Below are 25,809 nucleotides of genomic sequence, written 5' to 3' on the forward strand. Positions count from 1 at the left end.
AAAATCATGCCAACAACTAAAATCAAACGTAGCTATCGCAAAACACGTTACATCCTTTACAAAGAAACATTAATTGATTACAAAGAACATTTTTGGTCCTTCATCGGTTCATTTGTTGGAATAGGTCTTATTGCTTATTCCCAAAGTCAGCAATTTTCTCATCAGGACATTGTTTACTTAATTGGTTCTTTTGGAGCTTCGAGCGTATTGGTATATGGAATTATCGAAAGTCCCTTTTCACAGCCCCGAAACCTTATTGGCGGACATTTAATTTCTGCTTTTATCGGTGTAACGGTTCATTATTTATTTCCCGATACAATTTACATAGCCGCGCCGCTTGCCGTTTCGCTGTCGATTGTTTTGATGCAAATCACTAAAACGCTGCATCCACCGGGAGGAGCAACGGCTCTGATTGCTATTATTGGTACTCAAAAAATCAAAGATTTAGGATATTGGTACGTGCTTTCTCCTGTATTAACCGGAGTATTAATTCTATTTTTTACGGCTTTAATTTTCAATAATATGACCCCAAGCCGTAAGTATCCCGCACACAGTACTTATCATAAACGTTACCTTAAATTCATCAAGCGCCTGAGACGAAATAACTAATTCCCTATCAGCTACTTCATTGTTTTTTTAATAAAAATTAACGAATCGCATTGGGATTAAAAAGGATTAAATGTACCTTTGGCTTTTTATAAAAAACAACGATTATGGTTTATAAATTTAGAGTAATCTTAGACGCAGAAGAAGATATTTTCAGAGATATAGCAATACTTGAAGACGATACTTTAGAAGATTTACACAACGCTATCTTCAACTCTTTTGGATTTGACGGTATGGAAGTGGCTTCTTTTTATACTTGTGATGAAACCTGGAATCAGGAGGATGAAATTTCGCTTTTTGATACCGGAGATGTTCCGGGCGAACAACGAATCATGAGTGATTATAAACTTTCGGACATTCTTGACGAGGAAAACACTAAAATTATTTATGTGTATGATTTTATCAATATGTGGACTTTCCTGGTGGAACTGGCCGCTATTGAGGAACAGACTGCCGGTGCTACTTATCCTGAAACTTTATTTGCTCACGGAGAAATGCCGGATGAAGCTTTAGAAAAAAACTTTGAAGCAGATAATGCTGATGATTTTTACGACGAATTTGAAGATGGCCTGGACGATGACGACATGGACATGTTTGAAGGAGACGACAGCTACGAAGATTACGGCTTTGAAGAAAATTGGAATTAGAAAAAATCGATATTAAGAATCAAGAGCCAAGATGAAAGACCTTAAAACGCTGTCTTTTTTCTTGGCTCTCGCATCTAAAAACAAAAACAACACATGATCAACCTATTCAACACACACATCGAGACACTTTCTATTCACAGAGTAGGAAATAAAAGCCGAAATGAGGCTATCTTTTTATCGGAGCAACCTTTCAACCTACAAGACGAAATTGTGCCTCTAATAAAAGAATTCTTCCTGAAACCTTTTAGAGAAAAAGAAGAAAACTATTTTCAATTTGCTCATGAAGTGGATTTGGATTACAATGACATGTACAAATACGCTACTGAAATTTTTGACAATCCGGCTAATCTGCATGAAGTTTCAAAAAAAATCACCAAACATTTATTTGAACAATCCAATCATCCGCATATTAAAAACGGTGAAGTTTATGTAACGCATTTAACCAACGTTAATATCGACAACACAGCTGTTGATGCCATTGGAATTTTTAAAAGTGAGTTACAAAGTGACTTTTTACAATTTGAAGAAAAAGAATCTAATTTAGAAATGATTCTGCAACAAGGAATCAACCTGAACAAATTAGACAAAGGTTGTTTAATCTTTAATCATAAAAAAGAAGAAGGTTACAAAATCCTAACCGTTGACAGCAACCGCTACGATGCCCGTTATTGGTTAGAGCATTTCTTATCCGTTGATGCTTTTGAAGACGAAAATTTCATCACAAAAAAATATTTGAAATTTTGCCAGGGCTTTGCCAAAGACGTTGTTTTCCCTGCCGAAGACAAAAAAGAAGAAGTTATGTTCATGAACCGTTCGGTAAATTATTTTGCCAAAAATGACGAATTTGAAGAAACTGAATTCTTAAACGAAGTTTTAGACAATCCTGATTTGATTCCGGAGTTTAAAAACTATAAGGTTGACAAAGGAGAAAAATACAGTATCGAAGATGTAACCTCATTCCCTATTGCCAATGCAGCAGTGAGCGATGCCCGAAAATCAATCAAAAACGTAATTAATTTGGATACAAACATCCAAATCAAAATGGATTTCATTAATCCGGAAAGCGCCGAAAAATTTGTAGAAAAAGGCTGGGACGAAGAAAAACAAATGTATTACTACTTAGTCTATTTCAACAAAGAACAAAAGTCTTAATCATTATAAAATTTGATTTCACTACTTATTTCATCTCCAATTGTTTAGACAGTTGGAGATTTTTTTTAATCACCACATACAAAAAAGAAAGATTAGACTTATTTATTTTTACAAAATAAGTACTTAGTCGATTTTTTAAGTGTTTTTATCTATAAAATTCTACTTTTACATTTCCCAAAAATAATTAACCTGCTCTTAATATGGATTTAATTGAAATGAAAAAGCTTTTTCTTAGCAAGAAAATTATATGCGCTCTGTTTGGACACAAAATGATTACTTCAAGAAACATTACCAACCACTTAAAAGAATACAAATGCACGGTTTGTAAAATGGAATTAACCAATACCGAAGAAGGCAGCCTTACTTTTCTAACTCCTGAATTAAAAGAAGTAAACGAAGCCTTAGTTCATTTTTATCAAAAAAAGCTAGTTGCAAAACAACATTAGTTTCCAATACAAATAAGCACTTGTAAATAAAGGCATCGAACAGCATAATTCACTATTTTTGTATAGTTAACAAAAGTAGCTATGAATCAGCATTTATCTAAAAACAGTCCTTTTAAAACCTTGATTTCTTTTCACAAACTCATTGAGTCTCTGGAGGAAATTGCCCTGTCGGATGTTGATTACCGCTCTAATTATGCCAAATCACTACTAAAGGAAATTGAGCATATTCCGGAATTCAGAACCGGAATCGAAGATTTTTCGGTTATTACAAACAATAAAAAACTCATCCGAAACTTGTTGGCTGATTTATTCCCTACTGCCTTAACTCATAATGAAATCAAAGCAGTAGCTATCCCTTTTCAAAATATCATTTTCAATCGTACTAAAAGATTTAAAAAAATAGTAAAAAACGCAGGAGAATCGGACTTATTAATACGAGATTTTAGCGAAGATCAGTTTTATGCTCTGAGTTGTATTTTGATTCTAAACGCTTATTACAATCAAACATTTGATTACAACAAACCTTTATTCTATGATATCCCCGATGCTGATGGAGTTTTAAAACATTATCGTATCCTTTACAATGCCGATTTTATAGAAATTTATCCTTCGGGAAATGCGCCAACTTTGAGCCAGGAGGATATTGATGAATTAATGGACAACTTTAACAATGTAGCTTTATGGAAAGAAAAATTCCCAGCGGAAAGTTGGATTTTAAAAGGATTTGGAATCATAAGCTTATTCGACGCAACTAAAGAAAGTGCCATTTCTAATTTAAAAAGTAATCTTTTAAAAAGAGATAAAAGACCGGAAAACGATACTAATGTTTCTGAAAGCATTTTCAGATCCATTTTCAAAATTCCCGATTTACGAATCGGAATCAGCATCTATAATGATGATGAAAAAAAGTTTACTAAATTACCTTTGGACAAAAACAGTATTGGCAGTTTTATTCTTCAAAATGAAAATGAAATGGAATGCTGTAATGCTTTCTTAGGCTGTTCATTGAACAGAATTTTAGAAGGTAAAGAAACTATTTCAATTTCAAATGTGGAAACTTTTGCAACTATTCCCGGAAATGAACGGTTTGCGCAATCATTACTCGATCAAAACATTAAAAGCTGTATTTTTACTGCTGTTGCAAAAGAAGACAAGTTACTTGGTATTATCGAACTGGTCTCGGCTACTCCAAGACAATTGAACAGCATCAATGCCAACAATCTTCAATTAATTCTCCCTAATATTATTGATACACTGGAACGTTACGACAGTGACCTTCAAAATCAAATTGAAGCAATAATTCAACGCGAATACACTGCCATTCATTCCAGCGTATATTGGAAATTTAAAGCCGAAGCACAAAAATACTTAAATACCAATGCCACAAATAAAGAACATACTTTTAAAGAAATTGTTTTTAATGAAGTATATCCGCTGTACGGTCAAATAGACATCAACGGTTCTTCTGAACATCGAAATAATACGGTAAAAGAAGATTTAAAAAGTCAATTGAACCATTTAATTGCTATTTTCGAAAATTCGAAATCAATACAAAAACTGCCTTTATTAGAACAGCTCAAATTTGAATTACACACTTATAGTGAGGATTTGGAAAAAGAATTAAAAGCCGATACGGAACAGCAAATTCAAACTTACATCGAAAAAGAGATTCATCCTTTTTTGAATAATGCTATTGCAGATTCTGATGATAAATTGCTTCTTGACGCTTATTTTGAAAATCTAGATCCAAAAACAAAACTGTTCTATCATGCCCGAAAAAAGTTTGACGAAGCAATGTCCATCATCAACAAAGAAATGGCAGCTGTTTTAGACAACGAACAAATTGAAGCTCAGGCAATTTTCCCTCATTATTTTGAGCGCTTTAAAACCGATGGTGTAGAACACAATTTATACATTGGAGCTTCCATAACTCCATCACAATCTTTTGATTTAATGTATTTGAACAATCTCAGATTGTGGCAACTACAAACCTTATGCAAAATGGAATTAGAACATCATCGACTAAAAAAAGTACTGCCTTATACTCTAGATGTTAGTTCGCTGATTTTAGTTTTTAGTTCACCAATATCCATTCGCTTTCGAATGGACGAAAAACGTTTTGATGTTGATGGCACTTATAATGCACGTTACGAAGTGGTAAAAAAACGCATTGACAAAGCACATATCAAAGGAACAACGGAAAGAATCACTCAAAAAGAGAAAATTACCATTGTGTATTCGCATCAATATGAAGAAACAGAATACTTAAAATACATTAAATTTTTACAATTCAAAAAAGTCCTTGAACCACAAATTGAACAATTTGAAGTTGAGGATTTACAGGGAGTTTATGGTTTAAAAGCTATCCGAATCAAAGTAATGAATACCGATGAAAATTTAGACAGCAGATATACCTACAAAGAACTTCTGGACACTTTGCACTAAGCTCTGATGCCGTTGAACGCCAGGAAAAAAGCCAGAAATGAAATGATAATTCCGACCATAAAAATATTATAAGTGATACGTAATAATTTGTATTTTTTTTCCAAAACAATACCTAAATAATACAGATCCTTAATCATAGAATTGTACAAATAACTGTTGTCTTTCATCATTTCATTAACTGCCCATTCGTATTCGTCCAAAGGCATTTTGTAAAAATTACCGAAGAACAATAAATTCACTTTTTTATCTTCGATATCTTTTCTTGTAAAAACTCCCGTGGTAACCTTTGGACGTGTAGAAAGAATAGCAAAAACTATAGAAACCACACTAAAAGTAAGCAAAACAAAGGTTGGAATAACCAAATGTGCATTACTGGGACTATCGAGTTTAGGAACTATGGTGGACAAAGCAATCGAAATAATGATAGCATTTACAGATAGTAAAATATTGGCTTTACTATCGGCAATTCCACTTAAACGGGTATGATTGTTCAGAGTAACTCTAAACATAGTATCAATACCACGATCTGGTTTACTTAGTTTAGGCTCTTTTTTAGACTTATCTTTTTTCTCTTTTTTTGCTTCGTTCTCTTTTTCTATCTTTTTAATTTTCTCCTGAATCAAGCTCACATTTTTATCCTTTAACGGTTGCCAATTGGCTACAGCATAATCCGTATAATACTGATGGCATTCTGTCAGCATTTTTAAATTCTCCTGAGCCCATTCTAAATCAGAAGTTTGTTTTTGCTTGACGATTTTCCATTCGGCTCTTAAACATTCGCAGCTGTCACAGTAATTTTCTTTTGTAAAATGATAAAAATCGGCATCCTTGATTATTTTTTCAAGAATAGTCTGAGGTTCATAAGAATACAATGTTGCCCTGATTAAAGCATTTACCTGGTCAATATAAGCCTTTGATTTGCCTTGTTTTTCTAAATAATCAGTAGCAATTTTTACACTGTTTTCTTCATGATTCTCAACTCCGTAAATATAACCCGTATCATGAAACCAAGCTGCTACAACAAGCACTTCAAGTTCTTCTTCAGTTAAATCTTCCTCTGCTGAAAGTATTTTTACAGCCTCAACCACATCAGAAGTATGATTGAAATTGTGATAAATAAATGAACCAGAAAGTTTATCTTTGAGTAATTTATAAACAAAATCCTGCGCTTGCTCTATAAGATTCATAGGTAATTTTTTATACTACTAAATTATGAAATTGTTTTCGGATATGCGATTCATCAAAATTAAAATATTTGTTTTCTCTCTTTTCATCTTATCAGTAATCACGTCTTGTGCAACATACCATGCACAGTGGGGAAAAGATTCAAAAAAAATCACACTATCTAACGAAAAGGATACCGCAAAAATTGCACACCGCTTTTTTTTAATTGGCGATGCCGGAAATGCCGATGAAGAAAATGCTCAAAAACTGCTGGGTATTTTAAAAGATCAACTTAGTCAATCCGAAAAAAATGCGACTTTATTGTTTTTAGGAGACAATATTTACCCAAAAGGAATGCCGGATGAAAAAGACAAAGCCGCATACGATATTGCGCTGGAAAAAATAAAACTTCAACTTGCGCTTTCTAAAAATTTTAAAGGGAAAACCATTTTTATTCCCGGAAACCACGATTGGTATTCAGGCATTAACGGGCTAAAACGACAGGAAACAATAGTAAACAATTATCTGAGCGAAAAAAAGGCTTTTCTTCCTGCTAATGGCTGTCCTATTGATGATAAAAAAATAAACGATCAACTGTGTTTAGTTACTATTGACAGCGAATGGTTTTTGGAAAATTGGGACCGAATTCCAACCATTAATGACGATTGCAGTATCAAAACACGTGAAGCTTTTTTTGAAGAATTTGAAAGTATTCTCAACAAAAACAAAGATAAAACGGTAGTTATCGCTATTCATCATCCGTTAATGAGTAACGGAACTCATGGCGGACAATTTTCACTTGAAAAACAACTATTCCCATTAGAACAAAAAATCCCTTTACCTGTAATAGGAACCTTTGTCAATTTCTTGAGAAAAACATCCGGAGTTAGTCCACAGGACATTCAAAACAAACAATATCAGATCTTAGTAAAACGCCTGAAAACACTTTTACAGCATCAGGATAATGTAATTGTCGTTTCAGGACACGATCATAATTTGCAATATATCGAAGACGAAAACATCAAACAAATTATCAGCGGTGCCGGTTCAAAATCAGAAGCTGCAAAAGCAATACATCCAAATGATTTCTCGTATGGCAAAAACGGATTTGCCACTTTAACAACTTACACTAACGGAAAAAGCGTGATTAAATACTTTGGTATTGAAAACAACAAATCCACAGTTTTATTCGAAAAAACAGTTTTTGAAGCTAAAAAAGAGATTATTCACAACTATCCTGAGACTTTTGCCTCCACCACAAAAGCCAGCATTTACAGTCCCGAAATGACCTCTAAAAATGCGTTTCATAATTTCCTTTTAGGTACACATTACCGAAAATATTACAGTCAATTCATTGAAGTTCCTGTCGTTTCATTAAATAATCTTTATGGTGGCGTTACTCCTTCCAGAGCCGGAGGCGGTCATCAGTCTAAATCCCTGCGACTTGATTCTAAAGATGGAAAAGAATATGTAATGCGGGCTTTAAAGAAAAGTGCCAGCCGCTTTTTGCAAAGTGTTGCCTTTAAAGACCAATATGTCGTAAATGAATTTGAAAACACCTATGCTGAGAATTTCCTGTATGATTTCTATACCACTTCGCATCCGTATGCACCGTTGGCTGTTGGGAATTTGGCGGATAAAATCGGTGTTTTACACAGTAACCCAAAGTTATATTATATTCCAAAACAAAAAGCATTGGGCGAATTCAACAGCAATTTTGGAGATGAATTGTACCTTGTTGAAGAAAGATCTTCTGACAGTCAAAAAGAGCTTCCTAACTTTGGAAAATCCGAAGCGATTATTGGAACCGACGAACTGCTTGAAAATTTACAAAAAGATGAAAAGTATGCGGTTGATGAAAACGAATACATCAAAGCACGCTTGTTTGATATGCTCATTGGCGACTGGGACAGGCATTTTGATCAATGGCGCTGGGCGGAATACAAAATTGGCAATAAAATTATTTACAAACCTATTCCCCGAGATCGCGATCAGGCTTTTTCAAAATACGATGGTGCTTTGTTGTCTTTAATAATGAATATTCCCGCACTTCGCCACATGCAAAGTTTTAAAAATGATATTAAAAATGTAAAATGGTTCAATCGCGAAGCTTATCCATTAGACATCGCTTTTCTAAAAAACGCGACCGAAAAAGACTGGATTACTCAGGCTCAATTTATTCAGAAAAATCTAAGCGATTCAGCTATTGATGCTGCTTTTGATAATTTACCAAAGGAAATTCTGGATGAAACTATTGCGGATATTAAACAAAAATTAAAACTTCGAAAAGCCGCATTATCCAATTATGCGAGTCAATACAATAAGGTTTTACAAAAAACAGTACTAATTGTTGGAACTAATAAAAAAGACCGTTTTAACATTAAACCTATTTCTAAAGACCAAGTTGAAATAACTGTTTTTAGAATCAAAAAAGAAGGAGAAGAAGTAGTTTACAGCAAAACTTTTGATAAACATGTCACTAAAAACATCTGGATTTACGGTTTAGACGACGAAGATATTTTTGATTTACAAAACACTCAAAAATCAGCTATCAAAATAAAATTGATTGGAGGGCAAAATCACGACAACTATAGAATTTCTAACGGAAAAAATATTAGTATTATCGATTTCAAATCAAAAAAGAACAGTTTTGAAACGGATTCCAGCACCAAAACTTTGTTAACTGATGATTATGAAATCAACTTATACAATTATCAAAAGCCAAAATACAATGCGTTTTCGGGTTTGCCATCCATTGGATTTAATCCTGATGATGGGATAAAACTGGGAATCATGGCTAATTACGCCATAAATCATTTCAAACAAAATCCTTATACGTTAAAACATACTATTAAAGCCAATTATTATTTTGCAACGGATGGTTTTGAGTTAAACTACCATTTAGATGTTCCAAAAATGATTGGAAAATGGAACTTTGGTTTTGACTCGCAATTTACCAGTCCTAACTTTGCTATTAACTATTTTGGTTACGGAAATAACACTGCTAATACTGACGAAATCAACGGAATGGATTACAACAGAGTACACATCCGAATGTTGAAATTGGCTCCTAAAATCGAAAAAACAGGACGATCAGGTAGTCGTTTTAGTTTCCAGCTTGCTTATGAGAATATTGAAATAGAAAATACTGCCGGTCGGTTTATTTCAATTCCGAATATTGTTAATTCTGAAATCTTCCAACATCAGCAATTTGCAGGAGCAACAGCTGAATACGGCTATGAAAATTACGACAATGCTTCGCTGCCAACTATGGGAATGGGATTTTTGGTTTCGGCTAATTGGAAAATGAATCTTAACAACAGCCAACAAAATTTTCCAACCCTGGAATCAAAAATCAATTTTAATCATAAAATTGACCGTCAGGGAAAAATCGTATTGGCTACTTTATTGAAAGGAAAAGCGATTTTAAATAATAATTTCGAATTTTATCAGGCAGCTGCCTTAGGCGGGGATTATGATTTAAGAGGATTTAGAAACCAACGCTTCATTGGGAATCAATCATTTTTTCAAAGTAGTGATGTGCGTTTTTCTATTGGAAAGATTAAAAACGGCCTAATTCCAATGTCTTATGGCTTTTTTGGCGGGTATGACTATGGAAGAGTTTGGCTAAACAATGAAAATTCTGACCAATGGCATCAATCTGTAGGTGGAGGTTTATGGCTGAACGGAATTAATACAATAACGGCGCGATTAAGTTATTTTAAAAGCGCCGATGAAGAAGCCCGAATTGCTTTTGGACTGGGATTTGGTTTTTAAAACCCGATACTATTTCCACCATCTACCGGTAAAACCGTTCCGGTTACATATTTAGATTCGGCTGTAGCATAAAAATAAGCTGCATCGGCAATATCATCCGGCTCGCCTAAAAATCCCATTGGGGTTCTTCCTAAAACCTTGTTTTTTCTTTCCGGATCAGTATCTAAAGCCTTAGCTGACATTTTGGTTTTGATAAATCCCGGAGCAATACAATTCACACGAATTCCAAAAGAAGCCAACTCAACTGCCATAGCACGGGTCATCGCTTCAATAGCTCCTTTACTGGCGCTGTATGCAATTACTTTTGGGATTCCGTATTGAGAAGCCATAGAACTAATGTTAACAATGCTTCCGTTTTTATGTTCTTTCATGTTTTTTACAACCTCTCTGCTTACAGAAAAAACACTTAAAAGATTAGTGTGTATCACAGAAAGAAAATCGGCATCAGTAACATCGGTAAATTCTTTCTTCAAGTTAATACCGGCATTATTTACTAAAATATCAATTGGTGCTTCTTTAGTAATTTCGGCAATCATAGCCGGAATTCCCTCTAAATTATTCAAATCAAAAATTACAGGAATGGCATTAGCACCTATTTCAGCACAGGCTGCTTCGGTTTTATCTTTGGTACGTCCAATGATATAAGTTTTAATACCGTTATCACATAATTTTTTTGCTGTTGCAAAACCCAAACCTGAATTTCCTCCTGTTACTATAGCTGTTTTAGCACTCATAATATATTTTTATTAAATAAATTGATTAAAAAGCCCAAAAATAATCATTTTTATAAGCTGATTAATAAGAAAGCAGCACACTTATTTAACCGTTTTTAGAACAAAAACGACAATTATGTAAATTCATTCGCTAAGTCTTTTATCAATTTTCCAAAATATTATTCTGATTCACATTCCGGAAAATGTACAATCGGAAAATTACAGGAATTCGCAATGAAACAAAGTTCGTTTGCTTTTAGGTGCAAATTCAATGCTTCATTAATTTTTTCGTTTTGTTTGATAATTACTTTTGGATATAAACGAATTTCTGTAAAACGGCCGGAACCATTATGAGAAACCTCTAAATCTGCTTCGGCATTATCCTGATAAGAAAGTACTTCAATTCCGTTTTGGGCACAAACATACAAATACGACATCATGTGGCAGGAAACAACGGCACTCAACAACAAATCTTCAGGATTGTATAAAGCGGGATCACCTTTGAAAGCTTTTGCCGCCGAAACATTAAGTATTTCTTTTCCTTCAATGGCAATTTGATGGCTTTTTTGATATCTTTTGGGGGTTGAATTCCAATCTAATTTTGCTTTGAATAAATGTTTAAATGCCATAGCTAATCTTTAAAAATCAAATATAACCAAATAATAACAGTTGGTAGCTAATGTTTGTTTACTGAAAAAAATAGAATTTTATCAACAATGAAAGTGTAGTCCCTTCGTTATATTTGCAATAGCTTCAAATTATCAAAACAAACTAAAATGAAAAAATATATAAGTCTCGGAATTGTATCCCTACTTTTATTTTCTTGCGGCACTGCTAAAAAAAATGCTTCAGCAGCAAATCAACTTCAGGAAAAATATTGGAAATTAATTGAAATCAGAGGTCAAAAAGTCACATCTGAAAATTATTTTAAAGAACCTCATTTTATATTAAAAGCTAAGGAAAATAGAATTACTGGAAACAGTGGCTGCAATTCTTTTTCCGGAACTTATGAATTAACTACTGAGACCAATCGAATTGCCATGTACAATACAGCAATGACCCGAATGGCCTGTATTAAACCAACTGTTGAAGAAGCTTTTATAAAAGTTTTGGAAACTGCCGATAATTATACCGTAAAAAATGATACCTTACAGTTAAATAAGGCCCGTATGGCGCCATTAGCCAAATTTGTGGCTGTATATCTTAAATAAATACTATGCTAAACTGGAATAATCTTATAAAATTTGCCACTCACGGCAATCCTACTCCGCCAAAAAGAGTAGAAAAAACAGCAAAAGAATGGGAATTAGAATTGACTCCTGAAGAATTCTACGTGACCCGCCAACATGGAACTGAAAGAGCCCATAGTTCTGAAATGTGCAACTTGTTTGAAGCCGGAAAATATGCCTGCAAATGTTGTAAAACTCCCCTTTTTGATGCTACAACTAAATTTCAAAGCGGAACCGGCTGGCCTTCATTCACCCAACCAATTGCTATTGAAAATGTAGCTTACCACAAGGATACCAGTTATGGAATGATTCGCATTGAATGTATTTGCAATATTTGCGATGCGCACCTCGGACACGTATTTCCTGATGGTCCTGAACCAAGTGGTTTGCGCTATTGCATCAATGCTCTCTCTTTGGAAAAAATAAAAGAATAGTTTTTTACCATTAAGATATTAAGGAAATTAAGTTTAGTAAATCTTTAAAATAGTAAACCTGACAGGTTTTTACAATCTGTCAGGTTTATTTTTTGAATTAAGTTTATAAGTTTGAATTCTTAATTTCCTTAATATCTTAATGGTTTAATTAAAAAAACTAAATTAGTTCATCAAAAACACGGTTAATCCTCTTGCCCCGTGAGCTCCCAGAACTAATGATTGCTCAATATCGGCAGTTTTAGAAGGTCCGGCAATAAAAGTTCCAAAACCATAATCTAAATCTCCAATGCGCTCATAAGCCTGTTGCATTGTAGGAACAATATCATTCTTATTAACAATAATAGCTAAATATTGCGGAATAAAAGGAGAAACTCTTTGTCCTAAAATAGCATCCGTTACCCAAAGACCTGAATTTTCGGCAACACCTAAATGTGCTTTTATAACAGCTAATTCTACATTTTGTAAACTATGCGGATCATCATTTGTCCACTCGGTTTCGGCAATGTCTGCTAATTCCGAAATGGTAGTAATCATTCTTTTTTCAGTTGGATAATGTGTCGCAATATAGTTTTTCACTTCGTCTAAACTACTCACTTCTTCACAAAAACCTCCAATACCTTTTAAAACCGTTTTGTAGGTTTCAATAACGTCAAATTTTTCTAATCCCAAAACACTCAGATCAGGCAATTCATTGACTGAAGAAGGTTGATTACTTTTTATCTTATTTAAAATACTGTCTCTGCTGCTCATTATTTTTTGTCTTTAGATTCTTTTTGCTTTTTAGCATACCATTCTCTAAATGATTCTTGTGGAGGCGTTGGCATTTCTCTTTGATTGTACCAAGCATTCATGCTATTATTTACCATAAAAGGCATATTTTTAATAACAAACCTTCCCGCTTTACCAGCAATTTTAAAAACGCTTGGATTTGCTAAAACTGCTGACATTCCTTTCATGGCAACAGTTTTAGAAGTAGGTGTATAACCTTCTTTTACTAATACCTGACGCCATTTGTACAACTGATCGTGAATATCAATTTTTACCGGACAAACATTGGTACAAGAACCACAAAGCGTACTTGCAAAAGGCAAATCGGCATTCTTTTTCATGTCTAAATTGGGTGCCAAAATAGAACCTATAGGACCTGCCACTGCATTATGATAACTGTGTCCTCCACTTCTTCTGTAAACTGGACAAGTATTCATACAAGCCCCGCAACGGATACATTTTAGTGAATTTCTAAATTCTTCACGTCCTAATTGAGTACTTCTGCCATTATCAACAATAACTATGTGCATTTCTTGCCCTTCTCTTGGTTTTTTAAAATGACTTGAAAAAGTGGTTATTGGCTGTCCTGTAGCACTTCTGGCTAAAAGTCTCAGGAAAACACCTAAATGTTTGCGTTGAGGAACTAATTTTTCAAATCCCATACAGGCAATATGTACATCGGCAAGATGCGCGCCCATATCGGCATTTCCTTCATTGGTACAAACTACAAATTCACCTGTTTCAGCTACAGCAAAATTCACTCCCGTAAGGGCTATTTTCCTGGTTAAGAACGTATCTCTTAATTCTTTTCGAGCCGCTTCGGTTAAATATTGTGGATTGTTATTCCCTTTTTCTGTTCCAAGATGTTCGTGAAAAGTATCACTTACATCTTCTTTTTTAAGGTGAATAGCAGGTAATACAATATGACTTGGCGGTTCTTTTCTTAATTGAACAATAAACTCCCCTAAATCGGAATCAATTACTTCAACTCCATTATCCGCTAAATATTCATTCAAATGACATTCTTCTGTAAGCATTGATTTGGATTTTACCATTTGGGTAACACCATGCTTTGCAATAATCGAATGTACTATTTTATTGTGTTCGTCTCCATCAGCAGCCCAGTGAACAATGATTCCGTTTTCTTTTGCTTTAGCCTCAAACTCCTGCAAATAATGATGCATATTTGAAAGCACATTGTTTTTTATATTTGAAGCAGTCTCACGAAGCGTTTCCCATTCAGGAATAGCATGAGCTGATTTATCTCTTTTTGAACGAACAAACCAAAGCGTTTCATCATGCCAGTTGACACGTTCTACATCTTTGTTAAAAGTAGCTGCCGCTGTACTGTGATCTATTGTGTTTTCTTTCATATTGAGTTTAATATTTCGGCAATGTGAATTACTTTAATATTGCTTTTTTGTCTTTTTAAAATTCCTTCTAAGTGCATTAAGCATGACATATCTCCACCGGTAATATAATCCACCTGGTGTGCTGCGTGGTCTTTTATACGGTCTTGTCCCATTTTTACAGAAACAGCTTCTTCGGTTACACAAAAAGTACCACCAAAACCACAACATTCATCTTTTCTGCTTAAAGAAACTAATTCTAAACCTTTGATTTTGCTTAATAATTGTTCCGGTTTAGAAAAAGGTGCCGCATTCAACTCACTCATTTGAGAAAGCTTTAATCCACGCTGGCCGTGACAACTTTGGTGCATTCCTACCTTATAAGGAAAATTTCCTTCGATAGATTCTACTTTTAATACATCGGTTAGAAATTCCGTCAACTCATACACATTATTTCTAATATGCGTAGCAGCAGCTTCATTCTCCTTAGAATGAAGGTGATCCTTCACATGCAGGGTACAACTTCCGGAAGGACAAACGATATAATCAAATTCAGAAAAATTATTCACAAAATTAGTATCACATCCGCCGGTTAAATGAGCATATCCGCTATTTGCCATTGGCTGTCCACAACAAGTTTGATCCATTGGAAAACTTACTTCACATCCTAATTTTTGTAATAATTCTAAGCTTGCAATACCTATTTGCGGATAAAACTGATCCACGTAACAAGGTATAAAAAGTCCAACTTTCATATGCAGATATTTATTTTTTAAAGGTCTCCCGATAGCTATCGGGGGTAATTCGCATAGCTGTTATTAGTTCTTCTGACTAATTAAAAGTTATGCTCATTTCATAGGGTTATTTTAATTGTTTAACACTTTATGTAAAATTGCCTATCAATATTCTTTTGTTGAATGATGATAGGCAAAGTTAGATATTAATGTTTGTAAAATTTCAAATCTATTAAATCATTTTGAATTGGTTTGGTGTTCCAATTTTTATGAATGGCTAAGGCTGCTCCTAACGAACTGGCCTGCGCCATGGATGCGGCGTACACTTCCATTGTTGGGTAAGCTTCGGCTAACAAATTCATGTAAATCGAATTTTTACTAAAACCTCCGTCCACAAAAACTTTCTTTACCGGACTGTTGTGAATCACTAAATTGGTCGAAACAATTTGTTGGGCTATTAAATCCAACATTAACTGATGGTAAGCTTCATCGTAATTTTCAAAATCAGATAAAGTTCTTTCATTGAAAGGACAATCTTTTAGAATATCACTATCACCGTTAGTATATTGTTTGAATTTAGATCTCAACTTAGTAATGATGTCTTTATCATAAAGAACGTGTTTGTAAGAATCGATTGGCGCATCAAAATGCTTTGCCAATTTTACGGACTGAATTTCATGCTCATTTCCTGCAAACAAACGGGAAGCCTTAACCGGTTTTCCTTTATAATGTAAGAAACACAGGCAGTCGTTTTGCAATTCGTCAAAAGTCAACTTTTTGCTATTGAAAGGATTCATTGTAATTACCCAGGTTCCTGTTGACAACAATACAAACGGATCTTCAAAATTGATAATGTAAGGAATCAAAGCCGAAGAACTATCGTGTAACCCAATCCCTACTGCGATATCACCTTCAACGGTAATAGCCTCTTCAGAATCGTGAATTGGAGGCAATTTTTCAGTTATTCCTTCCTTTTTAATCCATTTGTGGTATTTCATTCTATTGAAATTCCAAAGATTAGTATGACAACCAATGCTGGTAATATCAGTAAATCCTTCTTTGGTTAAAAGAAAACTCATGTATTGAGGCAAATGCAAACAGTGTTTTACTTTATCGAAAACCTCCGGTTTTTCGTTTTTCAAACGGTAAATTTGCATTCCTGAATTCAAGCTTCCTAAAACCGGAGAAGCAGTTTTCACTGCGAAAACTTCTTCTCCTTTGTATTTAGAATAAAACTCATTTTTAAGATTTTCAGGATATGGTTTCAGATAATTGTACAATGGCGTCAAAGGATTTCCTTCTTTGTCAACATACACAAAACTAGCACCATAAGTACTAAAATTAACTGCTTTTAAATTGTATTGTTTTTGAGATTTCATCTCTTCCCAACAACCCAAAAACCAGTCTTTTAGCGCTACAATATCTTCGCATGGAAAACCGTCTTCATCAACTGTTTCAGGAAGGTTTACTGAATTTTCCCAAACTATTTGATAGCTTTCGTTGAATAGAAAGGCTTTTTTATTTGTTTTTCCAATGTCGAAAATGGCTACTGCATTCATTAGCTAATTATAAATTATGAATTATTAATTATAGAATTAAGGAATTATTATTTGACTCAAAGAGTTCAACGTTATTAAGCTAAGTCTTTTTGTTTTTAATATTAAACAAAAAGACTTAGCCTATAACTCATAATTCATAACTCAAAATTATAATCCTGTTGCTACAGTTTTCAATCCTCTTGCTCCAATTAAAGCATCACGTACTCCTAATTCACGGTATAAAGCTACCGGATTAAGAGCTGCACCAGCACGCAAACGAGCTTCAGCTACTAATGCACGAACATCAGTACGGAAAGCATTTTGTAAAATTTCCTGAGCTTTAACTACGTCATTTTCATTTTGAGCAATTTCCAATGCTTTTCTATCTACAGAAAGTGCCTGAGCATAAGCAATCATGATAGCCTCAACAGATTGTAATAAATCTTCCATTGGATCTTTTACGTTGTGAGAAGCATCAATCATCCAACCTAAGTCAGTTGCATGATTCATTCCTCTTGCATCCATTCCTTCAACTAATTCATTGAAGATTAAGAATAATTGGTAAGGTTTTAATGCACCTGCAGTTAAATCGTCATCTCCGTATTTAGAGTCGTTAAAGTGGAAACCTCCTAATTTATCTTCCATTAATAATAAAGAAACAATTTGCTCAATATTAGCATTTGGAAGGTGGTGACCTAAATCAACTAAAGTTTTAGCTTGTTCACCTAATTTTTTCACATAAGAATAAGATTGTCCCCAGTCAGCAACTGTAGTGGAGTAGAAATTAGGCTCAGCACATTTGTACTCTAAGAATAATTTCCAGTTAGAAGGCAATGCTTCGTAAATTTCCTGTAAACTTTCTAAAGTGTTTTCGTAAGCTTTACGGAAGTTCAATTGTCCAGGGAAGCAAGATCCATCAGCTAACCATACAGTTAACGACTCAGAACCTAACTCAACACCTTGTTGGATTACGTCGATATTGTGTTGAACTGCTTGTTTACGGATTGATTTGTTTACATTTTGCAATGAACCAAATTTATAAGAATAAGCACTATCAGCCTGATCCTGGAAAGTGTTAGAGTTAACAGCGTCAAATTTCAAACCGTGTTGAGCTGCTAAAGCTTTGATAGCATTACGGTCAGTTGGGATATCCCAAGGGATGTGTAATGAGATAGCTCCTGAAGCATTGTTCAAAGCGTGTAACAAACCTACATCTTCGATTTTTTCTTCTAAAGAACGAGGCTCACCACCACCAGGGAAACGTCCGAAACGAGTTCCTCCGGTTCCTAAAGCCCAAGATGGGATAGCAATTTGGAAATCGATTAATTTTTTAATGATGCTTTCAGTTTCTGCAATTTCAGAAGCTGTGAAAACTAATTTATTTTTATGAGCTGTATAAAGACCGTCATTATGAGCAGCTACTTTGTTAGAATCTAATATCATGATAATTATAATTTTTTAAGGTAAATAGAAAACTTCTTTGAGTGAAACACTCACTGGGGAATTATCCGGATTGGCATCCATAATATCGCCCATATATTTCCACCATTTTTGCATAACAGGATGCTGAGGCAGTGTGTCTAAACGACTTGGATCTTCAATTTTTAAAACACCAAAAAGGGCATGTGTACTTTCGTCAAAAAAAATAGAGTAATCTTCTACTCCTACGCTTTTTAACAAATCGGCTAATTCCGGCCATAATTCATCATGTCTTTTTTGATATTCCTGAACCTGACCTTGATGCAACTGCATTTTAAATGCTACTTTTTTCATAAGCGGAAATTATTGTGGTAGACTCAAACAATTTTTAAAACCTTAAATTGTTATGAATAATTGTTTTAAAATAGAAGGAAAAAAAAAATTAAAAATGCAGTAATCAGATTAAGAAAAATCTAACGCCCGAAACAAATCGGACGTTAGATAAATCAATCTAAAAACTAACATCTAAAACTATCTATAAAAGCCCATAGATACTCCACCATCAACATTTAATGCATTTCCTGTTGATTTGCTTAACAAACCTCCAACAAAAGCGTAACATGCGTTAGCGATATCGTCCGGTAATATAATTTCATTTAATAAAGTACGCTTAGCGTAGTAAGCTGGCAATTCAGCTACAGTAATTCCGTAAGCTTTAGCACGTCCTTCAGCCCATCCACCTGACCAAATGTTTGAATCAGAGATTACAGCATCCGGGTTAACTGTGTTCACACGGATTTTATCAGCTCCTAATTCAGCAGCCATCAAACGTGTTAAGTGAGCCTGAGCCGCTTTAGCAGATCCGTAACCAGGGTTGTTTGGTCCTGCAACAACTGCATTTTTAGATACGATGTTTACGATATCTCCACCAAATCCTTGTTTACGCATTACTTCGATTCCTGCTTTAGAAACAATAAATTGTCCTTTAACCAAGATATCGTATAATCTGTCCCACTCTTCTAATGAGTGTTCAGCAATTGATTTAGAAATACTGATTCCGGCATTGTTAACTACAATATCAACTCCTCCAAACGCTAAACAAGCAGCATCTAAAGCTAAAGCTGTACTAGCATCATCAGTTACGTTTAATAAAGTACTTGAAACTGCATCTTTTCCAAAAGATTTGATAAAATCAGCTGTTGCTCCTTCTAAACGCTCTTCGTTGATATCATTGATTACGATACAAGCACCTTCTTCAGCAAATTTCTTAGCGATAGCCTTACCAATTCCTCCTGCAGAACCTGTAATCAAAGCGATTCTTCCGGATAATGCTTTTGGTTTTGGCATACGTTGTAATTTAGCTTCTTCTAACAACCAGTACTCGATGTCAAAAGCTTCTTGGTGAGGCAATGAAGTATATTCAGAAACAGCTTCAGCACCTTTCATTACGTTTACAGCATTTGTATAATATTCAGATGCCAAACGAGCCATTGTTTTATCTTTTGCAAAAGTAAACATACCTACTCCTGGATATAAAATTACAACCGGGTTTGGATCACGCATTGCTGGTGAGTTTGATTTTTTACAAGTATTATAGTAGTCAGTGTACATTTGACGGTAAGCTTCAAAAGCCGGAGTTAACTTCGCTTTGATAGCATCAACGTCTGATAAATCTTCGTTTGGAGCCAATTCAATTACTAAAGGACTGATTTTAGTTCTCAAGAAGTGATCCGGACAAGAAGTTCCAAGAGGAGCTAATTTCTCTAAATCATTTGAGTTGATGAATTCTAAAACTCTTGCGTCATCAGTATAGTGACCAATCATTTTACGCTCAGAAGAACAGAAACCTCTCAAGATTGGAGCTAATTTAGCAGCTTGTACTTTACGAGCTTCAACCGGAAGGCTTTCAATTTTTTGACCTCCAAAAACAGGACGCGTTTTTCCGTAGTTAGACTCTAAATACTCAGCACATTTTTCAATTACTTCAAGAGTGTTTACATAACTTTCGTATGAAGTATCTCCCCAAGTAAACAATCCGTGAGATCCTAACATTACTCCTTTTAATTTTTTACCTTTTGCAGCAGCTTCTTCAAGGCAAGCACGCATTTGCAAACCTAAATCAAAGCCCGGACGTTGCCATCCAACCCATCCAATCTCTCCGTTGAATAATTCTTCAGTGATTTTTTTACCGTCTTTTGCAGCTGCAATAGCAATAGCAGCATCCGGGTGCAAGTGATCGATGTGAGCAAATGGTAAGAAACCGTGTAAAGGCGTATCGATAGAAGGCGCTTTAGAAGCTAAGTCGAAAATACAGTGGTTGAATAATTCCACCATTTCGTCTTCATGCTCGATTCCTCTGTAAACGTTTTCCAAGTTGCGTAATCTTTCTAAGTAAAGAGCAGCACAACCTGATTTTGTTAATGTTCCAATATCACCACCAGAACCTTTAATCCACATTACCTCAGTAGCAGCTCCAGTTAATGGATCTTTATCAGTAATTTTTACAGAAGTATTTCCTCCTCCGTAGTTCGTTAATCTTAAATCCGCTCCTAATAAATTAGAGCGATAAATAAATAGTGCTACTTCATCCCCTGCTAATTCAGCAGCCTTAGCATCATCCCATAGGTAACTTACGTGTTTAAAAGTCATTGTATTTGTATTTGACATTGTTATATTAAATTTAAATTGTTATTCTTTTCTTATAATGAGTTTCCAAAACCAACCAAAACGATTGACAAGAACATTAAAGCAATTCCGAAGAAGAAAACTTTATAAGTCTTATCAGAAACTCCTTTCCATTCTTTCAAATAAAATCCCCAGAAATTAGCTGTCAAAATAATAGTTGACATGTGTAAAATCCAAGAACCGGCTCCATTCCCCATCTTACTTTCACCCATTCCGTAAAAGAAGAATTGTAAAAACCACATTGTTCCTGCTATTGCTGAAAACAAAATATTCTTTGAAATTGGGGTACTTTTATTCGTGTAATCACCAAAAGTTTTATTTTTAAAATTAAGATACATACACCATAAAAAATTGGTTGTAAGACCTCCCCAAAGTAACACTACATAAGTAACATTATTTTGATATAAAAACTCACCCTGTCCCGGATTTAATGCTTTCCAAGCCTCATTAGCAGTATCTGCCATTGGTTTTCCTGCTTCGATTCCAAAATTAAAGAATGAACTTAAAATCCCTGAAATAACGGCAATAATAAGCCCTTTTACTAAATTAAAATCTTTATCCTTGTCTTCATGACCTACTGCAAAATCTTTTTCTTTAAGTGTACCTGCTTTTCCTAAGAATACAATTCCTAAAATACAAACCAACACACCAACTAAAACTAATTGTCCTCCGGAAGTGGAAGCCATTGCTGTAAAAGATTCTTTCCCTTCAGTAGGATTGAAATTATAATAAATAGGCGGCACCAAAGCTCCAAAAGCCGAACAGAATCCTAATGTAATGGAATTCCCTAATGACATCCCTAGATAACGAACCCCTAATCCATAAGTCAATCCTCCAATACCCCAAATCAATCCCATTGAAAAAGTAAAGGCTTTTATTGAAGGTGCGGCAGCACTAATAATATCTGTAAAATTTGGAATGGTTAAATAAGCCGCAATAGGCGGAACAATCAACCAGGAGAAAAATCCTCCTACAATCCAGTAGCTTTCCCAAGCCCAACCTTTAACCTTTTTAAAAGGCATATAAAAACTTCCGGAAGAAAAACCTCCTATTGAGTGAAAAAGAATACCAAGAATTGATTCCATAAAATAAATTTGAGTTAAAGGTTAATTAATAGAAGTGTAAAATAAAAAAAAAGGAAAATAAAAACTGTCCTGTACAGTCCTTGTATTCGCATTATTTATACTTTTTTTACACATTTATGACAGATTTTATACTATTTGTTAGAATTCAATTAGAATTAAACCCGGAAAAAGCTAATTTTTACAACTACAGCTGATAAAATTAGTATCTGCTGTTTTTTAGACATACTGATTTAGCTTACAGACTAAGATAAAACTAAAATCTTAATTTTTTAACGTATAAAAAAAGAAAGAAAACTTACGATACAACTTTCAATATTAAAGTCGCAGAACCAGATAAGCAAAGAAATAAGCTTTCTGAATTTATTCGAAAACCCGGTACACAGGCACCATCAATTGATAAATGATACAGCGATTATCAAGAATATAGTGAAAGTAATTTTTAAGGAAAAAGAAATTAAAATTATCCTGAATAAGCATGGATACAAAGAAAGCTAAAACAATGATTGATTAGTATAATGGTCATCATATAATTTTATTGCGCCTTAGTTCCTGCAATATAGGAATCCAGATAATCTATAGTGTGTTTTTGATTTTCCATAATTGCTTTAACCACGTCTCCAATTGAAATAACACCAACAACCTGATTATCTTCTAAAACAGGTAAATGTCGGATTCTTTTATTGGTAACCAAATCCATACAATAATCCAATTTGTCCGTTGGTTTTACCGTAATCAAGTCGGTATCCATGATTTCACGTACCAGTGTATCTCTTGAAGATTTGTCTTTCAAAGCAATTTTTCGGGCATAATCTCTCTCAGACAAAATTCCTTTTAGAACATTATCCTCAATAACTAAAACTGCTCCAACATTTTTCTCTCCCATTATTCTCAAAGCCTCATATACCGTAATAGTAGAAACTATAGAGTAAACTTCGCTTCCTTTCACGCTTAATATTTGATTTACAGTCATGACAGTTATTTTTAAGTACCTATAAATTTAACGAAAAAAAACGAAAACAGAAAAAGACAAACTAACTATCTTCCTATTTTAATCCTGTATTCTTCCGGAAAAACTTTGAAATACCCGCGTAAGTCTAATTACAATGACCCTCTGAGAATCAACTTAAAAGGATTTTCGATATGCTCTTTGGAATTATTTAAAACTAAATTAGCAGCTGTAATTCCCATGGTTTTAAAATCGGTGGAAATGGTCGTAAGTCCGCTCATGATGTAATTTTTAAGAGGCGTTTCATTATAAGAAATCAAACCTACCTGTTTTCCGAGTATTAGATTTAAACTTATAATTTTATCTAAGATTTTTACCAAATCTTCTTCCATCAAATTAATGTAAACTTCTCCTTCTTTTACCTCCTCATCATCAAGATTGCTAATTACCTTAAAATTAAAAGCATAGTTATAACAAAAGTTTTCAAAACCTTTTACAATTTCTTTTGGGAAATAACTATTGACCGGAAAAATTAATTTTAAAGTATGGTATTTACTCAATGGTTCTAAAGCCTTACTTAATGCACTATAAATATCCTGCTCAAAATTTTCATACACAGTAGCAAATTCTCCTGAAATTCCCCTGAGTTTTTTTCCCACCAAGATCAATTTATCCTTCGGAATTTCGTCTATTAATTTTCGATAAGCATCCGATTTTTCAATAAAGTGAGGAATAATCACATAATGCGTATATTCATTTTTTTGTTGTTGGAGTAATTTTTTAAACAACGCATAATCATTATTATACACATAAAAATCAATTGCCGCCTTATCTCCTAATGTTTCCACAAAAGCATCATAAATGAGTTTTTTGTGCGCACTAAGCTTATTGAACATTAAAAATATTTTAATATCCTGCGAAACATCGGTATTGGCAATAAAATAACCTTTGCCGTGAAAAGCTTCCAGAATACCCATTTTTCTGAGGATATTATAGCCTTTTTCTATGGTTACTCTCGAAATTTCGTATTGAAAACTCAACTCATTAATAGAAGGCATAGCATCGCCTTTTTTCAAAACACCTTGCTTAATGGCATTCAATATCGCATTAACCAGTTGTTGGTATTTGGGCGTTGCTGAAAATTCATCAATACTAAGACTGTCTATTTTAGAAGTTTTTTTCATTAATTGTATGCTGAAATTAAAAAACAGACTTCAAATATAGTGATTAAAAAAAACTCTAATTCATAAATTTAATTCATGAAACGGTGTATTTCATTTTTATCAATACTTCCTCTTCAACCAATCTTCTGGCACTGAAATGATACAAATATTCATACTGCGATTGTCTTCACTTAGCATAGCCGACTGGATTTGAATTTTAGTCCCATCAGGACTCATCGTAGGATGTGGATGATCGGATGCCGTGACTTTATGACCAGTAGAAAGTAAAATCATCTCATGCGTATGACGATCAATGAGATAAATACTTCTCGAAAAATCATCTCCTACAGCCCATCGACCATCCGGCGAACCGCTTACATGCCACAAACCACTTCCTTTCTCTGTTTGTCCTTCTATTCTCATTTCTCTTGTACGCAAATTCACAATAGCCAGTCCCGTAGGTTTTTCTCTGGTTCCCGAAACTCCCCAGGCAGCTTCCTGACCGGGATTTGCTCCACTTACTGCTGTTCCTGTTGTATCGATACTCTGAATTTTACGATGTCCCATAATAGCTATTGCCACTTCGTCTTTACTAATCACAGCTTCGTGGGTTACCCATTCATACTCCGATTCAGGATATAACGGGCGAAGCCCCGTTCCGTCACTCATTACTGTCCAGGTACGCTGCGGCGATTTCCCTCCGGTTTCCCAACAAAAAATAATTTCGCCCGCTACCCATGGATTCGTTTGGATATGTCCAATTTGAAAAGGAACCGATACTACATATTTTATTTCGCCTGTATGTACATTCATCGCAGCAATTCCAGCTGGTCCGGCACCCATTTTTCTCGGTCCGTAACTTTCTTCTAATTTTACATCAGCAGCTAAATGTCTGGCAGCTTCTTCTTTTCCAACTCTAAAGTAAGCCCAATTTTCATCTCCATCCAAAGCCAAATCGCCTCCTGCTCCCATTTCCGGTTTAATGGTACCGCAAATTCGCTGGTATGCCTCTGCTTTTTTTAGCTTCCCAATTTTACTATCTGCAAATAATTTTTCCAAATCTACTTCTACAATTTGCATCGCTTCCTGCTGTGGTTTAGATACTTTGTTATTCTTCACAGAATTATTAAACGGTTTTCTCATGAAAAAAAGTTTCATGCTGTTGCGCGCCACATTTAGCATTCCGGTATAACCACCTTCGGTTACCTGAACCATTTCGCCTGTTTTTTCATGTACAGCCATCGCTTCGCCTTCAACTCTATTCGAACGAAAAATAAGCCATTCTCCATCCGATGTCCATTGATTATGTGTTTGATAAATTTTATTATCGCCCATGGGTTTACTGGTAAGAAAGGTGAGCATTGTTCCAGTTACAGGATCTTTCACTACTTTTTTTTCCGATGGAAAACGTTTTCCTATCTGAGCATTGGCATTCGAAAACACAAATAACAAACTACTAAGAACAATTAAAATATGCTGTTTCATAAAATATAAATTTAATAGATGGCG

Annotated in this window: 22 protein-coding genes; 8 read left to right on the forward strand and 14 right to left on the reverse strand. The window is 34.5% G+C overall.

What is annotated here, in order from left to right; translation table 11 throughout:
• Positions 1–6 precede the first annotated feature (6 nt).
• The 5 genes from IEV84_RS07410 to IEV84_RS07430 all read left to right on the forward strand — a co-directional run bounded on the left by IEV84_RS07410 (position 7) and on the right by IEV84_RS07430 (position 5,296).
• Positions 7–609: an HPP family protein gene (locus tag IEV84_RS07410; RefSeq protein ID WP_188493661.1), complete on the forward strand. Its 603-nt coding sequence runs from the start codon at positions 7–9 to the stop codon at positions 607–609.
• Positions 610–713: 104 nt separating this feature from the next.
• A complete protein-coding gene (locus IEV84_RS07415) occupies positions 714–1,253 on the forward strand; it encodes an IS1096 element passenger TnpR family protein (RefSeq protein ID WP_188493662.1) in 540 nt (179 codons plus the stop codon).
• 93 nt (positions 1,254–1,346) lie between these two features.
• Positions 1,347–2,405 carry a nucleoid-associated protein gene (locus IEV84_RS07420; RefSeq protein ID WP_188493663.1) on the forward strand — a complete coding sequence of 353 codons (1,059 nt, stop codon included), beginning with the start codon at positions 1,347–1,349 and terminating at the stop codon, positions 2,403–2,405.
• 215 nt (positions 2,406–2,620) lie between these two features.
• On the forward strand, positions 2,621–2,851 hold the full coding sequence (locus tag IEV84_RS07425; RefSeq protein ID WP_505661223.1) for a DUF1660 family phage protein: 231 nt from the start codon (positions 2,621–2,623) through the stop codon (positions 2,849–2,851).
• An 81-nt stretch (positions 2,852–2,932) separates the two neighbouring features.
• Positions 2,933–5,296 carry a GAF domain-containing protein gene (locus tag IEV84_RS07430; protein WP_188493665.1) on the forward strand — a complete coding sequence of 788 codons (2,364 nt, stop codon included), beginning with the start codon at positions 2,933–2,935 and terminating at the stop codon, positions 5,294–5,296.
• Here the strand turns inward: IEV84_RS07430 and IEV84_RS07435 are convergent.
• Complete coding sequence (locus tag IEV84_RS07435; RefSeq protein ID WP_188493666.1) at positions 5,293–6,483, reverse strand: Pycsar system effector family protein; 1,191 nt, start codon at positions 6,481–6,483, stop codon at positions 5,293–5,295. The two genes, IEV84_RS07430 and IEV84_RS07435, sit on opposite strands and share 4 nt — an antisense overlap.
• A 25-nt stretch (positions 6,484–6,508) precedes the next feature.
• Between IEV84_RS07435 and IEV84_RS07440 the strand changes: the two genes are divergently transcribed.
• Positions 6,509–10,237, forward strand: coding sequence for a metallophosphoesterase (locus IEV84_RS07440; RefSeq protein WP_188493667.1), 3,729 nt, complete (start codon positions 6,509–6,511; stop codon positions 10,235–10,237).
• Here the strand turns inward: IEV84_RS07440 and IEV84_RS07445 are convergent.
• Positions 10,234–10,971: an SDR family NAD(P)-dependent oxidoreductase gene (locus tag IEV84_RS07445; protein ID WP_188493668.1), complete on the reverse strand. Its 738-nt coding sequence runs from the start codon at positions 10,969–10,971 to the stop codon at positions 10,234–10,236. The genes IEV84_RS07440 and IEV84_RS07445 overlap by 4 nt on opposite strands.
• Positions 10,972–11,129: 158 nt before the next feature.
• Entirely contained in the window at positions 11,130–11,579 is a 450-nt protein-coding gene (locus IEV84_RS07450) for an OsmC family protein (protein ID WP_188493669.1), read from the reverse strand.
• Positions 11,580–11,726: 147 nt separating this feature from the next.
• On the opposite strand from IEV84_RS07450, the gene IEV84_RS07455 reads away from it, so the two are divergent.
• Together IEV84_RS07455 and msrB are read left to right on the forward strand one after the other, a co-directional pair.
• A complete protein-coding gene (locus IEV84_RS07455; protein ID WP_188493670.1) occupies positions 11,727–12,161 on the forward strand; it encodes an META domain-containing protein in 435 nt (144 codons plus the stop codon).
• 5 nt (positions 12,162–12,166) lie between these two features.
• Entirely contained in the window at positions 12,167–12,613 is a 447-nt protein-coding gene (gene msrB, locus IEV84_RS07460) for a peptide-methionine (R)-S-oxide reductase MsrB (protein ID WP_188493671.1), read from the forward strand.
• A gap of 162 nt (positions 12,614–12,775) precedes the next feature.
• Here the strand turns inward: msrB and IEV84_RS07465 are convergent, their stop codons facing one another.
• The 11 genes from IEV84_RS07465 to IEV84_RS07515 form a co-directional block, all read right to left on the reverse strand.
• A complete protein-coding gene (locus tag IEV84_RS07465) occupies positions 12,776–13,363 on the reverse strand; it encodes a LutC/YkgG family protein (RefSeq protein ID WP_188493672.1) in 588 nt (195 codons plus the stop codon).
• Positions 13,363–14,754, reverse strand: a complete 1,392-nt coding sequence (locus tag IEV84_RS07470; RefSeq protein WP_188493673.1) for a lactate utilization protein B — start codon at positions 14,752–14,754, stop codon at positions 13,363–13,365. The genes IEV84_RS07465 and IEV84_RS07470 overlap by 1 nt, the downstream gene beginning before the upstream one ends.
• Positions 14,751–15,485 (reverse strand): (Fe-S)-binding protein, encoded by a 735-nt coding sequence (locus IEV84_RS07475; RefSeq protein WP_188493674.1) that lies wholly within the window; start codon positions 15,483–15,485, stop codon positions 14,751–14,753. Before IEV84_RS07475 ends, IEV84_RS07470 begins: the two co-directional genes overlap by 4 nt.
• 185 nt (positions 15,486–15,670) lie before the next feature.
• A complete protein-coding gene (locus IEV84_RS07480) occupies positions 15,671–17,023 on the reverse strand; it encodes an FGGY-family carbohydrate kinase (RefSeq protein WP_188493675.1) in 1,353 nt (450 codons plus the stop codon).
• 147 nt (positions 17,024–17,170) lie between these two features.
• A complete protein-coding gene (locus IEV84_RS07485; RefSeq protein ID WP_066329692.1) occupies positions 17,171–18,445 on the reverse strand; it encodes a sugar isomerase in 1,275 nt (424 codons plus the stop codon).
• Positions 18,446–18,460: 15 nt separating this feature from the next.
• On the reverse strand, positions 18,461–18,775 hold the full coding sequence (gene rhaM, locus IEV84_RS07490) for an L-rhamnose mutarotase (protein WP_188493676.1): 315 nt from the start codon (positions 18,773–18,775) through the stop codon (positions 18,461–18,463).
• A 177-nt stretch (positions 18,776–18,952) separates the two neighbouring features.
• Positions 18,953–21,088 (reverse strand): bifunctional aldolase/short-chain dehydrogenase, encoded by a 2,136-nt coding sequence (locus IEV84_RS07495; RefSeq protein WP_188493677.1) that lies wholly within the window; start codon positions 21,086–21,088, stop codon positions 18,953–18,955.
• 32 nt (positions 21,089–21,120) lie between these two features.
• Positions 21,121–22,191, reverse strand: coding sequence for an L-rhamnose/proton symporter RhaT (gene rhaT / locus IEV84_RS07500; protein WP_188493678.1), 1,071 nt, complete (start codon positions 22,189–22,191; stop codon positions 21,121–21,123).
• A 532-nt stretch (positions 22,192–22,723) separates the two neighbouring features.
• Positions 22,724–23,161 (reverse strand): CBS domain-containing protein, encoded by a 438-nt coding sequence (locus IEV84_RS07505; protein ID WP_188493679.1) that lies wholly within the window; start codon positions 23,159–23,161, stop codon positions 22,724–22,726.
• A 128-nt stretch (positions 23,162–23,289) separates the two neighbouring features.
• Positions 23,290–24,321, reverse strand: coding sequence for a GntR family transcriptional regulator (locus IEV84_RS07510; RefSeq protein WP_188493680.1), 1,032 nt, complete (start codon positions 24,319–24,321; stop codon positions 23,290–23,292).
• Positions 24,322–24,420: 99 nt separating this feature from the next.
• Positions 24,421–25,785: a TolB-like translocation protein gene (locus IEV84_RS07515; RefSeq protein WP_188493681.1), complete on the reverse strand. Its 1,365-nt coding sequence runs from the start codon at positions 25,783–25,785 to the stop codon at positions 24,421–24,423.
• Between the last annotated feature and the right edge of the window lie 24 nt (positions 25,786–25,809).

The sequence above is a fragment of the Flavobacterium palustre genome, assembly GCF_014639535.1.
GTDB classification, from domain to species: Bacteria; Bacteroidota; Bacteroidia; order Flavobacteriales; family Flavobacteriaceae; genus Flavobacterium; species Flavobacterium palustre.